Raw genomic sequence first — 16,451 nt, 5'->3', positions numbered from 1 at the left:
TGCCCATTACACGCCCTGTAACGACATGGACGAAGAAGAACTCATCATCGCTATCGCCGTTACCCATGTCGAGCTGATACTCATACACCCCTTCAGAGAAGGAAACGGACGTTTGTCGCGGCTGTTAGCTGATGTCATGGCGGTTCAGGGAGGATACAAGCCGCTGGATTATCAAAGCTGGGAGCAGAATAAAACTCAGTATATTTCGGCTATTCATGCTGGTATGTCAATGGACTACGCGCCAATGAAATACTGGGTCAGTCGGGCATTGAGAAGGCACTAAGCCAGGCGAAGATGCGCGAATTTTTTGCGCGCGGCTTCCAGTGAAGCCTCGACGCTAGCTGAAGACTGGCCAGTTTCAACAGCCGTTGACGTCGCTACTGAGCGAATGATGTCGGAGCGAGAAGGTTTAGCATAACCTGAATGCGCTTTTTTTCTGTTGTTGCTCATTAAGCCCTCTCTACATCAGTGCAGTTGCGTAAGACACTATAGCCTCAAGAGTATATCAAAGCTTTGAAACAACATCACGTCCCCTTCTGGCTCGGCAATCTGATGGGCCATCAGGCTTCACACAATCTCATGAGCCCGGTAAATAAACTCCACACAAGGCGATAAATCGCGCCGCTCCGGCTATTGTGCGAATTGCGGTTTCATTGACTGAATGGCAGCAACGCGGCCGCGCGAATGTTTTCTGAAGCCCTGTCGCCAGGCTAATTATCCGATCCGTTAGTGGCATACAGCGGCCATGACTCAAACAGATAGCCGTCGAAATCAATGTCGTCCACATCAGAAAACTCCAGCAGCAGCTGCTTGACGTTTTCCAGGTGCTGCCACATCGCCTGTTTCGCGGCGCGCGCGTCTTTCTTGATTAAGGCGGCGAGGATCTTTTTATGATCGTCGAGCCACTTTTTGCGGTAGTTGGTATTGATCAGATGCCGGTGCAGCTGGCTCCACATCACATTGTCTTCGCGCCACTGCCAGGATTGTTTGAACAGCTCCACCAGCATGCTGTTGTGCGTGGCTTCGGCAATCGCCAGATGAAAATTGCGGTCGCCGTTTTCGCTGTCGTTTACCGCGCCTGACGCCAGCTCACGCTCTTCCAGCGCCAGCGCCTGGCGCATTTTGATGATGTCCTCGCGCGTCGCCTGTAACGCAGCGAATTCGGCGATATTGCTCTCCAGCAGCTGGCGGGCCTGCAGCATCTCAAACGGCCCGGCCGCATTGCAGGCGGTTTGCGCAGCGGCACGCGGTGCCGGCGTGTCGTTGATCACATAAATGCCTGCGCCACGCCGCACTTCAATCAACCCTTCCAGCTCCAGCATAATCAGCGCCTCACGCACCAGCGTGCGCGTGACGTTCAGCAGCATCGCCAGTTCACGCTCTGGCGGCAATCGCTCGCCAATCGCGTACTGTTTCTGCGTAATCATGTTGCGAAGCATCTCGCCCACTTCCTGATAGGGTCGCTGTGCTGAAGCTTGTGGTTTCATAACGCTCTTTTCTGCTGGTTCAGACATTAGGCCGCCAAATTTTCTACCCTGCACTATAACACAGGGCGTGATTTTCACCGTGGGTTAAGGCTGAAGTAGCGTCGGGCGTTATGGAAGCAAATATCCTGCAACATCGCGCCCAGCGCGGCTTCATCGTGCGGCACAATGCCGTCACGCACCCACTCGCCAAACAGATTGCACAGAATGCGGCGGAAGTATTCGTGCCGCGTGTATGAGAGAAAACTCCGCGAATCAGTCAGCATGCCAACGAACTGGCTGAGCAGCCCCATCTGCGCCAGCTGCTCTAATTGCCGCAGCATCCCGTCACGCTGATCGTTGAACCACCAGCCAGAGCCGAACTGCATCTTGCCCGCCATCCCTGCGCCCTGAAAGTTACCCGCCATGGTAGCCAGCACTTCGTTGTCACGCGGATTGAGGCAGTAAAGAATGGTTTTTGGCAGCTGGTCATTGGTGTCCATCGCGTCCAGCAGGCGCGCCAGCGGCCAGGCAACAGGATGATCGCCGATGGAGTCGAAACCGCTGTCCGGGCCGAGCTGACGGAACATGCGCGTGCTGTTATTGCGGATCGCACCGATATGTAATTGCATCGCCCAGCCACGGCGGGCATACTCCGCGCCCAGCCACACCAGCACAGCGGTGCTGAACTGCGCAATCTCCAGCTCGCTCAGCGCCGCATTGCTGCGGCGTCTGGCGAGAATGCCATCCAGCACGCTGTCGGCTGGCACCGCAGCATAGCGCAGCGTTTCAATGCCGTGGTCGGCGGCACGGCAGCCATGGGCGGAAAAGTGGTCCAGTCGGCGCAGTAACGCCACACGCAGCGCATCAAAGCTGTCGATACTGACATCTGCGACGGCTTCCAGCCGGGTCAGGTAATCGGTGAATCCTTCCAGTTCAATCTTGAACACCCGGTCCGGACGCCAGCTCGGTGCCACCTCAATATCAAAGCTGCTGTCTTCAGCTATCTGACGATGATACTGCAGGGAGTCAACCGGATCATCGGTGGTGCCCACCATGCGGACATTCATCTGGCGCATAATATCGCGCGCGGAAAATTCAGGGGTGGCCAGCTTCTCTGCACACTCATGCCAGATGCGCGGTGCGGTTTCCGGTCCAAACAGCGTGTCAGTGATGCCAAACGGCCGGCGCAGCTCCAGATGCGTCCAGTGATAGAGCGGATTGCCGAGCGTTTTCGGCACGGTCTGCGCCCAGGCCAGGTATTTATCGTAATCGCTGGTGGTGTTGCCGGTGATCAATGATTCCTCTACGCCCGCCGCGCGCAGTGCGCGCCATTTGTAGTGATCGCCCTCCAGCCAGATTTGCCCGAGGTTGGCAAACTGCCGGTCTTCTGCAATCTCCTGCGGATTGAGGTGGCAGTGGTAATCATAGATCGGCATCTGCGCCGCCACGTCGTGATACAGGCGACGCGCCACCTCGCTGTGCAGCAGAAAATCATCATCCATAAAGCGCTTCATTTGGCCTCCGGATTGAGGGATGCAACCGCGACTCTGGCACCCTGCTGGCACAGGCGGTCATAGGTGTGTTGCAGGGCGGCAACAAAGGCCGGATTGGCGGGTAAATCGTCCGCAAAGATCTCGTTAATGCCCAGCAGCGCCTGCACGCGCGCGGGGCCTGAAGGAAACTGCTGATTAATCCGCTCAAACTTCGCGACCAGCGGATCAGCCACCGGGTAGCGCTCGCCCTTCTCGTCTTCGCCGAGGATATAACGCATCCAGCCCGCGATGCCGAGCAGCAGATGCCGGCAGTCACTGCCGTGGTGCAGATGATAACGCAGCGAATCCAGCATGCGCTGTGGCAGTTTCTGACTGCCATCGCTGGCAATTTGCGCCGTGCGATGGCGCAGCGACGGATTACTGAAGCGCTCAAGCAGTTGATGCGCATACGCGTTCAGATCGCTGCCTGCTGGCATCGTTAGCGTGGCACGCTGTTCAGTCAGCATCAGCGACAGCGCAGCCTGACGGTAAGCGGGCAGCTGCATAGTATCTGCGATAGTTTCACAACCGCCGAGGTAGCCAAGATACGCCAGAAACGAGTGCGTGCCATTCAGCAGACGCAGTTTCATCAACTCGTAGGGGGCGACATCCGGAACAAATTGCGCACCAACGCGCTGCCAGTCGGGACGTCCCGCCACGAAGTTATCTTCAATCACCCACTGACGAAACGGTTCGCAGGCGACACCGCAGGGATCGGCGATGCCCAGCAGCCCGGTAATCTCGCGCTGCGTCTCTTCCGTCACGGCCGGCACGATGCGGTCAACCATGGTGCAGGGAAATGTAACCTGTTGCTCAATCCATGCCGCCAGCGCCGCATCCTGCCGTTGTGCCAGACCGATGACCGCAGCCCGCGCGACGTGGCCGTTATCACGCAGATTGTCGCATGACAGCACGGTAAAAGGCGCTAACCCGGCTTCACGCCGCAAGCGCAGCGCCTCAACGATAAAGCCAATGGCGGATTTCGGCTGCCGGGGATGGGCCAGATCGTGCACGATCAGCGGATGAGTACTGTCCAGTTCGCCGGTTGCGCCATGAGTGCAATAGCCTTTTTCGGTTACCGTCAGCGAGACGATGGCGGTTTCCGCGCGGGCAAGCGCGTTAAGAATGCCGTCACAACCGTCCAGCGCCGGGTGCAGCGCGGAGTGTACGGAACCAATGATTTTGACGTCATGACGCGTCGCGCCTTGCTCGGTGACGCTGTAGAGCAAATTCTGCGCGCGCAATTGTTCCACCAGCTGTCTGCCGCTGGCCGACATCAGGTTGACCTCGCAAATGCCCCAGTCGCTGTCGCTCATCTCGAGCAGATGGTGCTGATAGAGCGCCTGATGCGCGCGATGAAACGCACCGCAGCCGATGTGCACGATGCGCGGCACCAGCCGCTGCTGCTGCCATGCGGGCCGCGCCACCTTAATGCTGGCGTCGGCAAGGTTGTGTTGCATGTGAACTCCTCAGTGTCCGGCGCGACTGCGCGTCCGCCGGGCAAGCGGTACAGGGCGACCGGCGTCAGAAAAAGGCGCGGTGTATCGCCAGCTCAACGCCACGAATCTCAGCCAGACCTTTCAGCCGGCCAATCGCGGAATAACCCGGGTTAGTTTTCTTATGCAGATCGTCCAGCATCTGATGCCCGTGGTCGGGCCGCATCGGGATCAGGTCTTCCTGCCCCGCATTACGACGGCGCTGCTCCTCTTCGGCAATCGCTTTGATCACCGCAAACATATCGACATCGCCGCCAAGGTGCGCGGCTTCGTGAAAGGTTTTGGGGTTGGCTTCACGCCGGGTTGAGCGCAGATGGGCAAAATAGATGCGCGGCCCAAAACGTTTCACCATGCCGGCTAAATCATTTTCCGCCAGTACGCCGTAGGAGCCGGTACACATCGTGAAGCCGTTGGCCGGGCTGTCGATGGTGTCGATCATCCACTGCAGGTCGTCGGCATTGGAAACGATACGCGGCAGGCCGAGAATCGGGCGCGGCGGATCGTCCGGATGTACCGCCATGCGGATACCGACCTCTTCAGCGACCGGGATAATGCCGCGCAGAAACGTGGCGAAGTTTTCGCGCAGCCGGGCTTTGTCGATGCCGTCATAACGCGCCAGCTGAGCACGGAACTGCGCCAGCGTGTAGCCCTCTTCCGCGCCAGGTAATCCGGCGATGATGTTACGCGTCAGCCGCAGCTTGTGCTCTTCGCTCATGCTGGCGAAGCGCGCAGCGGCCTGGGCTATCTCGTCAGAGCTGAAATCATTTTCTGCTCCCTGACGCTGCAGGATATGCAGCTCAAATACCGCAAATTCAATCTGATCGAAGCGCAGCGCTTTCGCGCCATCCGGCAGCTCGAACGCCAGGTCGGTGCGCGTCCAGTCCAGAATCGGCATGAAGTTGTAGCACACGGTGTGGATGCCGCACTGCGCCAGATTGCGCAGCGACTGCTGATAATTGCTGATCCACTGCTGGCACTGCCCGCTGCCAGTTTTGATCTCCTCATGGATCGGAACACTCTCCACCACCGACCAGACCAGCCCGGCCGCCTCAATCATCGCTTTGCGCTGCAAAATCTCCTCCACCGGCCACACCTCGCCGTTAGGGATGTGATGCAGGGCAGTCACAATGCCGGTAGCGCCCGCCTGTCGGGCATCGGCGAGTGAAACGGGATCGTCAGGGCCATACCAGCGCCAGGTCTGCTTCATGTCGTTCTCTCCTGCGGGCCTGAGCATCACTCTCAAAGCCCTTCCATTTTGGTTGACCAATTTTACAAGCGAAGCGCTTTCTGAGTCGTAAAAAGTGCCTGCGCAGCGTCAAATTCAGCTTTTCATCGGCGGAAGTCAACCTGATAAATGATTTTGGTTAACCAGATCACAAATACCGCATCAGGCTGGCGACCACCTGGCCTAACTGTGGTTCACTCCCGGCGGATGGTTAAAACAGGACGCATCACGCCACGCCCGGCAATCAAGGGCCAGGGGTTATGCGCTGGCCGGTATGGACTCCACCTCCGGCCAGGCAGTCACAGACGTTGCTCACACATGCTGTTAATAATGAATGGAGAATCCGATGAACCGCAGTTTGAATCCAGGGATTGCCGCAACCGGCACGAAACGCGTCATCCGTCATCTGCGCTGGTGGGTGCTGGTGCTGTTTCTGGCCGGCGTCACCGTCAACTACATTACCCGTAACTCGTTAGGCATTCTGGCCCCCGAGCTGAAAACCAGTCTCGGCATCACCACAGAACAATATTCATGGATAGTCGGCGCTTTTCAGCTGGCTTATACCTTCTTTCAACCGATCTGCGGCTGGCTGATTGACGTCATTGGCCTCAAACTCGGCTTCTTCATCTGCGCCACCATCTGGGCGCTGGCCTGTCTGTTCCATGCCGGCGCCGCCAGCTGGTTGCACCTCGCCATCTTGCGCTTTGTGATGGGCGGAGCTGAAGCGGCCGCCACGCCGGCTAACGCCAAAGTGATTGGTGAATGGTTCCCGAAAAAAGAGCGTCCAATTGCGGCCGGCTGGGCCGGCGTCGGCTTCTCGATTGGCGCCATGCTGGCGCCTCCCATCATCTACTTTGCCCACGCCTCGTTCGGCTGGCAGGGCGCATTCCTGTTTACCGGCTGTCTGGCTCTGGGCTGGGTGGTGCTGTGGTGGCTGTTGTATCGCGATCCGGAACGTAACCCGAATCTCAGCAGCGATGAGCTGGCCTTTATTCGTCAGGATAATGAGCCACCGGCGGTCAAACTGCCCTTTTTCAAAGCCCTGAAAACCGTCTCCAGAAACAAGCGTTTTTACGGTATCGCCATTCCCGCTTTTATGGCTGAACCGGCATGGGGCGTGCTGAGCTTCTGGGTACCGCTCTATCTGGCAAAAGACCTGGGAATGGACCTGAAACAGATTGCCATGTTCGCCTGGCTGCCGTTCCTCGCGGCGGATCTCGGCAGTGCAGCCAGCGGCTACCTGACGCGCATCTATACCCGGCTGTTTGGCTTCAGGCAGGTAAATTCCGTTGTCGCCAGCTCGGTCACCGGCGCCTTTCTGATGCTGTCGCTGGCACTGGTGGCGATGACCAAAGACCCCTATGTCGCGATTGCCCTGATCTCAATTGGCGGTTTTGGTCATCAGATCATCTCCTGCATGTTAAGTGCGCTGGTGGTGGAAAAATTCGATAAGGGCCAGATGGCCACGGTGAATGGCATGCGCGGCTCATTTGCCTGGATCTCCAGCTTCCTGTTTTCGCTGGTGATTGGCGTGACGGCTGACAAAATCGGCTTTAACCCGCTGTTTGTCGCCATGGGCTTTTTTGACCTGATCGGTGCAGTCTTCCTGATTGCGTTTATTGCTGAGCGTCGTTCAGCGACCCAATGAAGTAGGTAACGATGAAAACTTTAAAAAACTGGTCTTTAGCCCATTCTGATCGTCACCATGTGGTGCTTAACGTCGATGGCAAACACCATCTGTGCCTGTACGTGCTGGAAAAAGGTCTGTTCCGCGTGGTGATCAAGCGCCACGGCAACTACAGTCTGGACCGCACCTGGAGCATTGCGCCGGAACAGGATGTTCCGTGGGAAGGGCGTCCGCGCGACAGCCTGGCCGGATTTAGCCTGCCCGGCTTTACGCTGGAGGAAGAAGCCAGTTGTCTGACCATCAGTACCGACACGCTGCGCGTGATAGTGCGTCAGCCGCTGGCGCTGGAGTGGCAGTACCGTGATGCCGCTGGCCACTGGCAACTGCTGACCGGCGATCGCCCCACCAGCGCCTATCAGATCAACGCACACGGCGACGGCGTAGCGCACTATCAGCGCCGCATGGCGGACGACCGTTACTACGGTCTGGGCGAAAAAACCGGCGATCTGCAACGCAACGGCAAACGCTATGAGATGCGTAATCTGGATGCTATGGGCTACAACGCCTCCTCCACCGATCCGCTGTACAAACATGTGCCCTTCACCCTCACCCGGCGTAACGACGTCAGCTTTGGCCTGTTCTACGATAATCTCAGCACCAGCTGGTTCGATCTGGGTAACGAGCTGGATAACTATCACCAGCCGTATCGCCGCTGGCAGGCGGAGAGTGGCGATATTGATTACTACCTGTTTGTCGGTAAGCGGGTGCTGGATATCACCAAAACCTTCGTACGCCTGACCGGCAAAACGCTGTTCGGCCCCAAATGGAGTCTGGGCTACAGCGGCTCGACCATGCACTACACCGATGCGCCGGATGCGCAAAACCAGCTGATGAACTTCATCCGCCTGTGCGAAGAGCACGCTATTCCGTGCGACTCCTTCCAGCTCTCCTCGGGCTATACCTCCATCAATAACAAGCGCTATGTGTTCAACTGGAACTACGACAAAGTGCCGCAGCCGGAAGCGATGAGCGAGGCATTTCACGATGCCGGGCTGCGCCTGGCGGCCAACATCAAACCCTGCCTGCTGCAGGATCACCCGCGCTATGAAGAAGTCGCGGCTCAGGGACTGTTTATCCGCGATTCGGAAGAGGATGTGCCAGAGCGCTCGGTGTTCTGGGATGATGAAGGATCGCACCTCGATTTCACCCATCCGCAAACGGTGGCCTGGTGGCAGGAGAACGTCACCCGTCAGCTGCTGGAAAAAGGCATCGACGCCACCTGGAATGATAACAACGAGTATGAAGTCTGGGACGGCGAAGCGCGCTGTCACGGCTTCGGCACGCCGATTGCCATCAAGCACATTCGCCCGGTGATGCCGCTGCTGATGATGCGCGCCTCGATGGAAGCGCAGCAGCGCTTTGCCCCCGAACAGCGACCGTTCCTGATTTCGCGCTCCGGCTGCGCCGGGATGCAGCGCTACGTGCAAACCTGGAGCGGCGATAACCGCACCAACTGGACCTCGCTGCGCTACAACATTCGCATGGGCCTCGGCATGAGCCTGTCAGGCTTGTATAACGTCGGTCACGATGTCGGCGGCTTCTCGGGGGATAAACCCGACGCAGAGCTGTTTGTGCGCTGGGTGCAGAATGGCGTCATGCATCCGCGCTTCACCATACATTCGTGGAATGACGATCACACCGTGAATGAGCCGTGGATGTATCCTACGGTCACGCCCGCGATTCGGGCGGCCATCGCGCTGCGCTATCGCCTGCTGCCGTATCTTTACACGCTGCTGTGGCAGGCGCATGCGGACGATGAACCGATGCTGCGCCCGACGTTCCTCGATCATGAACACGATGCCCAGACCTTTGCTGAGTGTGATGAATTCCTGCTCGGCCGCGATCTGCTGGTCGCCAGCGTGGTGGAACCCGGCCAGCGTGAACGCCGCCTGTGGCTGCCCGACAACCAGACCGGCTGGTATGATTTCGCCACGCAGCAGTGGTACAGCGGGGGTCAATGGATCACCTTGCCTGCGCCCCTGGAAACGCAGCCGCTGCTGGTGCGCGCAGGTGCGGCACTGCCACTCAGCGAGCGTATTGCTCACGTCGACGCCGCCGCAGACGATCATCGCACGCTGCAGCTCTACCCGTTGCAGGGCAAAGGCGTTAGCCACGGCGAACTGTTCGAAGATGATGGCGAGTCCTGGGGTTATCAGCAGGGCAATGCGCTGTGGCTGCATTGGGAAATGCGGTGCGAAGCCACAGCCATTCACCTCACGCTACGGCGCAAGGGTGATTATCAGCCGGCATGGCAAACGTTGCAGATTGCCCTGCCCGCCGGTGAACAGCGTGCGCTGTTTATCGACGGTGTTGCCGCAGGCGCTGCGTCAGCCGACGTGACGCTGGCGCAGATTTCCCGCAGCTGATAAACCACAAGAGCGCACCGATGTCGGGTGCGCCTGCTTAACTTCAGCCCGTTCTTCTCTCCCTCAGCGGCTTACACCAACACGCTATCTGTCCGTTTTCTGTCCCGACGTTATCCCGCGAATAAATCTATCCGGTTTAATACGCTTATTTCACCGCCCTGCTCACCCGATTAATCCTGGTTGCTTACTAATATAATAGCTGCGCTTAATGCAGGCATAAGCGTTTACTGCTGAGGCGATTGCGTAAAACATGACGACGCACTGGCTAAGCCATCGCAATAATATGCCTCAACACGGAAACGCCGCGGTTTAAGCAATATTCAACTGTGGCGCGCTATTAGTCATTAAGACGACATTAATCGGGTAATTCCCGACTTCTTAAAGGGCCTCTGTGATGAAAAGATTGCTGTTACCGATGATAGCTTTACTTGCCAGCCACGCCACCCTTGCCGCCGACGGTCAAATCACGTTCGTCGGCGCGATCGTTGAACCCTCCTGTGATTATGCGGTGACGCGCAGCGTCTCGCTGAACTGCACGCGCGAAGGGATTAAAAAGAGCGAAACCCTGCAGGTTAATGGTGCCGCGCGTGAATTACCTTACGCGCTGGGCACCGCGCGCATTACCCGGGAGCGTGGTTTGACTTTTCTGCAGGTAGAATATAATTGATGGTTTTAAGTCTGATTTACTCAGCTGCTCATTATCCTAGTCATTATCACTGCCTGGCAAAGGAATGCTTTATAAAACAGTGTTTCTCTTAACCCATCCTGGCATTTCACTTCCAAAATAACAGGCACCTGATTAATCTGGCATTCAACGCTTCAGTCTGCAGATATTTTTAACTGCACGATGATGGATATAAGATCATTTGCGACATCATGATCTTATATAAATATAGCGCCTGAACCAACAGGCCGGAAGCGCCCCGTCTGATGGCCGCGGCCGGGTATTCAGCTCGCGCGCCTGATCGCCCATAGCACATTGACTTCTTTCGTGGCACAGGTACATTTTACGCCATGAAAACCTTTCTGATTATTGTCCCGGACGGCGGCATGCTGTTCGAAGCGGCGGGTATCGCCGACATCCTGATGCACGCCAACCTGCACCTGCCGGTGGGCGTTGCTGGCGCACGCTATCGCATCAGCATCGCGACCACGCAGCCGCACCAGGTGATCCACGGCCAGTCCGGCCTCAATCTGCTCGCCGACCTTAAACTGGCTGAACTCGATCCGCGCGAACGCTGGGACACCATCATGATTACCGGCCGCGGTGATAACCCCGAAGAACGCAACATGGTGGTGGACTGGATTAAGCTGGCTGCCCCGCAGGCGCGCCGCGTGGTGTCGATTTGCGGGGCGGCAATGCTGCTGGCGGAAGCGGGATTGCTGGATGGCCGGCGCGCCACCAGCCACTGGCGTCTGCTGGACACGCTGCAGGCCAGCTATCCGCGCGTGCAGGTTGAAGGCGGCCCGCTGTATATTCAGGACGGCCCAATCTGGACCTCCGGCGGCGTCAGCTCCGGCTTCGATCTGACGCTGGCGCTGGTAGAGGAAGATTTTGGTTTCAGCGTGGCGCGCGACATCGCGCAGGATATGGTGATGTATCTGCGTCGTCCCGGCGGCCAGATGCAGTTCAGCCGCTTTCACCTGCAGTCCGTCAGCGAGTCGGGGCCGATTGCTCAGCTGCAGAGCTGGATCGCCGCCCATCTGGCGGAAGACCTGTCGGTAGAGAACCTGGCGGCCCAGGTGGCGATGAGCCCACGTAACTTTACCCGCGTGTTCAGCCGCGAAACCGGCGTTTCACCGGCGCGCTATGTGGCAGAAGCGCGGCTGGCGGCGGCGCGCGAGCGGCTGGAGCAGACGCGCGAGACGCTGGAACGCATTGCCATCGCCACCGGCTTTGGCAGCAGTATCAACCTGCGGCGCAGCTTCGAGCGCCAGCTGCATCTCACGCCGAACGAATATCGCCAGCGCTTTCACAGCCGCAAAATGGCGTAAAGTGATCCTTTTTTGTCGTTTACGCCAGTGCACGCCAGGCCTACAGTGACTGCAGTAACTTCACTAAGGAGTCAGTCATGATCAAGGTAGGCATTAACGGTTTTGGCCGTATCGGACGTAACGTATTCCGCGCCGCGCTCGGCAGCAGCGACATCGATATTGTGGCGATTAACGATCTCACCGACAGCAAAACGCTGGCGCATCTGCTGAAGCACGACTCCCTGCTGGGTCGGCTGCCGGCAGAAGTCAGCGCTGGCGACGGCGAGCTGCGCATTGATGGCAAACCAGTGCGGGTGTTCAGCGAGCGCGATCCGGCCAATATTCGCTGGCGTGACGTGGGCGTGGATATCGTCATCGAAGCCACCGGCTTTTTTACCGAGCGTGACAAGGCCGCGGTGCATATCACGCACGGCGGCGCCAAACGCGTGATCATCTCTGCGCCGGGCAAAAATGATGATTTGACGATTGTGATGGGCGTCAACGACCAGCGCTACGATCCGCAGCAGCACTTTGTGGTGAGTAACGGCAGCTGTACCACTAACGGCCTGGCGCCGGCCGCGCAGGTGCTGCATCAGGCGTTTGGTATTGAGCACGGTCTGATGAACACCACCCATGCCTATACCAACAGTCAGGCGCTGCATGACCAGCCAGAGAAAGATCTGCGCGGCGCGCGTGCGGCGGCGCTGTCGATTGTACCGTACTCCAGCGGCGCGGCTAAAGCGCTCGGCCGGGTGATTCCGGAACTGGAAGGCCGCTTAACCGGTTACTCGCTGCGCGTGCCGGTGCCGGTGGTGTCGGTAGTGGATCTGACGGTGACGCTGAAACGCGACGTGACGGCCGAAGAGGTGAATGACGCCTTTAAAGCCGCTGCTGCTGCGGGTCCGCTGCAGGGTATCCTCGGCTACAGCGATGAGCCGCTGGTCTCCAGCGATTATCAGGGCGATGCGCGCTCATCGATTATCGACGGCTTATCCACGCTGGTGATTGGTGGCAACCTGGTGAAGATCCTTGCCTGGTACGATAACGAATGGGGCTTTTCCAACCGTCTGGTTGACCTCGCGCGCCTGATGGCACAGCGCGGTCTGTAATCTCCCCGGCGGCGTGCGCCCGACCCGCGCACGCCGCGCTAATGCGCCAGATAGAAGATCAGATGCATTCCCGGTGCCTGCTCAATTTGCAGTGAGGTAAAGGTATATGTCTGCATCCTCCCTTCGACATCAATCAGGGTTTTATTGCCCGCGCCGATTTTCCCCACATCATGGTCATTCCACAGCGTGCGAAACCCGGCGCTGCGCGCCAGCAAATCCTCGATCACCACTTCGAATTCCTGCGCCTGATTGCTGGCGGCATAACCGGCGCGAAACGCCGACAGCGTATGGCGCGCCGCCTCTTCCCAGCCATGAATACGCTGCTGGTAGGCTTCACTGATGAACATCAGCTTGAGCGAGTTGCGATCCGCCGGCGGCAGGGCCGCCCAGTCGACAATCAGCGACTGCGCCGCCGGATTCCAGTAGACAATATCCATGTTGGCGCGGCGCACAAACGCCGGATGCGGGTCCAGCGCATCCACCATCGCCCTCACCTCAGGCGGCAATTCATGACTGAAAGGTTGCGAGTGTGCGTTACCAAACACCAGCGCTTCAAGATACTCCTGCTCGGTGACCGAGAGCTGTAGCACTTTGCCGATGCGTTGCAGCGCGGCGGGCGAAATACTGATGTCGCGGCCCTGCTCGAGCCAGGTGTACCAGCTGACGCTGACCGCCGCCAGCTGTGCCACTTCTTCGCGCCGCAGTCCGCTAACGCGCCGGTTTTGCCGGCTGAAGCCATAGATCTGCGGATCAATACGCGCGCGCTGGCGGGTAAGGAAGTTTTTCACATCTTCACCACGCGATTTTACGGCCTGGGTATGACCTGTAGTCATAGGATAAACCACCCCATTTTTCACTGACTGATTGACATTTACTATCACCGGACAGAGTAAGGTATCTCAGCGGAGTAAAGCAAAGTATGTCAGCAGATTCAGTTTCCGCCGGACGGCAAGCAGTCCGGCACACCCGGGTGAGCCTGATCACCATGCTTACCGGCATGGTGACCCTGATTGTGGTAATGGGTATCGGCCGCTTTTCACTCACGCCGCAGATCCCGCTGATGATCGCCAACGGTCACCTGACCCTCTCCAGCGCTGGTGTGCTGGCGGCGATGAATTATATCGGCTATCTGCTGGGCGCACTGCACGTGAGCCGCATCACCGCCCATCACGCGCGCTACCTGAAGGCCGGTTTGCTGGCCACCGCGCTGGTGACTCTGCTCTCCGGCTTTAGTCATGCCTGGGTGCTGCAGTGTCTGTTCCGTGTGGTGGCGGGTATCGGTGGTGCCTGGGCCCTGATTATCGTCACCTCCTGGACGCAGATGGTGCTGGCACAGCAGCAGGCCCCGCGCATGTCCGCCGCGGTGTTTGCCGGCCCGGGAGCCGGCATCACCCTGAGCGGCGTGCTGGCGTGGCTGATCACCCGGTTACACCTGAATGACGATCGCGCCTGGCAATGCTATGGCTTCGTAGCGCTGGCTGGCGTACTGCTGCTGTGGCGCGCGCTGCCCGCGTCGCTCCCCGCCCGGCAGCGGGAAAATGCGCCGACGGCTCCGGGTCGCGCGGTAAAACGGCTATGGCTGGCCTATACGCTGGCCGGTTTCGGCTACATTTTACCCGCGACGTTTCTGTCACAAATGGCGCACAGCCTGTTTGCGCAGGGTCAGCTGGCAGCGCTTTTCTGGCCGCTGTTTGGACTTTGCGCAGTGGCTGGCGTGGTGCTGATTATGCTGTTTTCAGCGCGCCTGAATACGCGTCTCAGCCTGGCGTGGGTTATGATCCTGCAGGGGCTGGGCGTGGCAAGCGGCGTGCTCATCCCGGGCGTGAGCGGGCTGCTGATCTCAACGGTGATAGTCGGGCTGGGGTTTCTTTCGATTATGCAGCTGTCGATGCAGCTGGCGCGCGCCGTCTCCAATATCAGCGTGGCAAAAACCGTGGCGATATTGACGTCAGGCTATGCCACTGGCCAGCTGATCGGGCCGCTGATATCCGCCGCCAGCGTGCAGATTTTTGCTTCCCTGCACCCCGCGCTGCTGCTGGCCGCTGGCGGACTGGTGCTGGGCGGGCTGCTGGTGCTGCGCATCCGCCCGCACTGACGCGCTTACTTCAGTGCCATCGCCTGCTTCAGCGTGAAGAACAGGTCGGTCTGATCGGTGAGGCCGACCACATTCGCCGCGTGTGGACCGTAGGCCGCGATGCGCAGCTGGGTGCCGGTGTGCTCCTGGGAATCCTCTTCCGAGTTACCGTAGCTGATGGTCATCACCGCGCCGTCTTTGGTGTTGAGCGCCTGAGTCAGACCCGGCGCTTTGGTACCGTTTTCGACGATCTGGCTGCTGTGCGCGTGATCGGCGGTTACCACCACCAGCGTATCGCCGTGCTCGCGCGCATACGCCAGCGCCACCTGCACCGCCTCATCTAAATCGACGGTTTCACCAATCTGACCGCACGGGTTAGCGGCGTGATCCTGCTTATCAATCGACGCACCCTCCACCTGCAGGAAGAAGCCGTTGTCGTTGTGACTGAGCAGGTCGATGGCTTTTTGCGTCATCTGCGCCAGGGTTGGCATCGATGCCGGACGATCTTTGTTGACCTCACAGGTCACCACCGGTTTATCCAGATTGCCATGATAGCTGGCTTTCGGCCCCTGCCAGCGCACCGGCATGTTGCCCTCCGAGAATAGCCCCAGCAGTGGCGTCTGTTGATTCGCCTGCTGTACCGCATTCAGCGCGGCGAGATTATCGACCAGCTGGAACCCCCGTATTTCGGCCTGCTCGCGCAGGGTTTTGCCCTGATAGTCGCCCGCTTTAGCCCGCTCAGCGAAAGATTTGGCACCGCCGCCCAGCGTGACGTCGGGACGGGTTTGCAGCAGCTGCTCGCTGATCGATCCTTTCCCGCCCTGCTCCAGCGCGTTACCCGGACACAGCTCGCTGGTTTTTTCCGGGCCGTAGCATTTGCGCGAGGTAACGTGCGCCATTAGCGCGGCCGGCGTGGCATCCTGCAGTTCTGCAGTCGAGACGTTGCCGGTGGCTTTACCGGCTGCTTTGGCCAGCTCAAGCAGCGTGACCTGATCTGTGCCGTTGACATCGACACCTATCGCGCCGTTATAAGTTTTCGTGCCGGTGGCCCAGGCGGTGGCCGACGCGGCAGAATCCGTTACGTAGTTTGGCTTATGCGTTTTCTTGTCCAGCGAGTAATGGGTGTACTGGCCGGTGAGCGGCAGCGCATCAATACCGGGAAAGAAACCGCCGGCCCCCATTGCCTGATTGCGCGCCGCGGTGATTTCGGAATCGCCCATGCCATCGCCAATCAGCAGGATGACATTCTTCGCCGTGCTATTGCTCAATGAGGCTTTCAGCGCTTCGGTTTGGTCGCCGCTCAGGCGACGCGCGCCGCCGTGCTGGGTAATATCGCCAGTGGCTGCGCGTTGATAGCTGGTGCTCTCTGCCAGCGCGGACGTGGTGGTGAGTGAAGCCAGCAGAGAGAGCGTAAAAAGAGGCAAGCGTTTCATTTATCAGCATCCTTATCCGTAGATATAACCAAATGTTTCCGCAGACAAGTCTGCGACAGTGCGGTGACACTTTTGTGTCAGTTAAGGAA

General features: G+C 58.7%; 13 protein-coding genes. 7 read left to right on the top strand and 6 right to left on the bottom strand.

From position 1 onward, the window contains the following. On the top strand, positions 1 to 283 hold a 283-nt coding region (locus QMM04_RS07865), incomplete at its 5' end, for a Fic family protein (RefSeq protein WP_282995949.1). A 427-nt stretch (positions 284 to 710) separates the two neighbouring features. Here the strand turns inward: QMM04_RS07865 and uxuR are convergent. From uxuR to uxuA, 4 genes are all read right to left on the bottom strand, one after another. After that, positions 711 to 1,487, bottom strand: coding sequence for a Uxu operon transcriptional regulator (gene uxuR, locus QMM04_RS07860; RefSeq protein ID WP_031280188.1), 777 nt, complete (start codon positions 1,485 to 1,487; stop codon positions 711 to 713). A gap of 74 nt (positions 1,488 to 1,561) precedes the next feature. Then, positions 1,562 to 2,980, bottom strand: coding sequence for a glucuronate isomerase (gene uxaC / locus QMM04_RS07855; protein WP_282995948.1), 1,419 nt, complete (start codon positions 2,978 to 2,980; stop codon positions 1,562 to 1,564). Beyond that, positions 2,977 to 4,458, bottom strand: coding sequence for a fructuronate reductase (locus QMM04_RS07850; protein WP_282995947.1), 1,482 nt, complete (start codon positions 4,456 to 4,458; stop codon positions 2,977 to 2,979). Before QMM04_RS07850 ends, uxaC begins: the two co-directional genes overlap by 4 nt. 64 nt (positions 4,459 to 4,522) lie before the next feature. After that, on the bottom strand, positions 4,523 to 5,701 hold the full coding sequence (gene uxuA / locus QMM04_RS07845; RefSeq protein WP_282995946.1) for a mannonate dehydratase: 1,179 nt from the start codon (positions 5,699 to 5,701) through the stop codon (positions 4,523 to 4,525). A 364-nt stretch (positions 5,702 to 6,065) separates the two neighbouring features. Between uxuA and QMM04_RS07840 the strand changes: the two genes are divergently transcribed. The 5 genes from QMM04_RS07840 to gap all read left to right on the top strand — a co-directional run bounded on the left by QMM04_RS07840 (position 6,066) and on the right by gap (position 12,855). Then, entirely contained in the window at positions 6,066 to 7,367 is a 1,302-nt protein-coding gene (locus tag QMM04_RS07840) for an MFS transporter (protein WP_021509925.1), read from the top strand. Positions 7,368 to 7,378: 11 nt separating this feature from the next. After that, positions 7,379 to 9,772, top strand: coding sequence for a glycoside hydrolase family 31 protein (locus tag QMM04_RS07835; RefSeq protein WP_282995945.1), 2,394 nt, complete (start codon positions 7,379 to 7,381; stop codon positions 9,770 to 9,772). Positions 9,773 to 10,187: 415 nt separating this feature from the next. Further along, entirely contained in the window at positions 10,188 to 10,439 is a 252-nt protein-coding gene (locus tag QMM04_RS07830; protein ID WP_150361533.1) for a hypothetical protein, read from the top strand. 347 nt (positions 10,440 to 10,786) lie between these two features. Next, positions 10,787 to 11,767 carry a helix-turn-helix domain-containing protein gene (locus QMM04_RS07825; RefSeq protein ID WP_058771180.1) on the top strand — a complete coding sequence of 327 codons (981 nt, stop codon included), beginning with the start codon at positions 10,787 to 10,789 and terminating at the stop codon, positions 11,765 to 11,767. A gap of 77 nt (positions 11,768 to 11,844) precedes the next feature. Continuing rightward, positions 11,845 to 12,855 carry a type I glyceraldehyde-3-phosphate dehydrogenase gene (gene gap / locus QMM04_RS07820; protein ID WP_058757433.1) on the top strand — a complete coding sequence of 337 codons (1,011 nt, stop codon included), beginning with the start codon at positions 11,845 to 11,847 and terminating at the stop codon, positions 12,853 to 12,855. 38 nt (positions 12,856 to 12,893) lie between these two features. On the opposite strand, the gene QMM04_RS07815 is transcribed toward gap, so the two are convergent. Next, complete coding sequence (locus tag QMM04_RS07815; RefSeq protein WP_058757432.1) at positions 12,894 to 13,688, bottom strand: helix-turn-helix transcriptional regulator; 795 nt, start codon at positions 13,686 to 13,688, stop codon at positions 12,894 to 12,896. An 86-nt stretch (positions 13,689 to 13,774) separates the two neighbouring features. Between QMM04_RS07815 and QMM04_RS07810 the strand changes: the two genes are divergently transcribed. Continuing rightward, on the top strand, positions 13,775 to 14,950 hold the full coding sequence (locus QMM04_RS07810; RefSeq protein ID WP_282995944.1) for a YbfB/YjiJ family MFS transporter: 1,176 nt from the start codon (positions 13,775 to 13,777) through the stop codon (positions 14,948 to 14,950). A 5-nt stretch (positions 14,951 to 14,955) separates the two neighbouring features. Here QMM04_RS07810 and phoA read toward each other — a convergent pair whose 3' ends face one another. Next, positions 14,956 to 16,362: an alkaline phosphatase gene (gene phoA / locus QMM04_RS07805; RefSeq protein ID WP_058771178.1), complete on the bottom strand. Its 1,407-nt coding sequence runs from the start codon at positions 16,360 to 16,362 to the stop codon at positions 14,956 to 14,958. Between the last annotated feature and the right edge of the window lie 89 nt (positions 16,363 to 16,451).

It is taken from the genome of Pantoea sp. Pa-EAmG, from assembly GCF_030024295.1.
Lineage (GTDB): Bacteria > Pseudomonadota > Gammaproteobacteria > Enterobacterales > Enterobacteriaceae > Pantoea > Pantoea dispersa.
The sequence above is the reverse complement of the archived record's forward strand: the minus strand, read 5'-3'. Positions and strand labels throughout refer to the sequence as shown.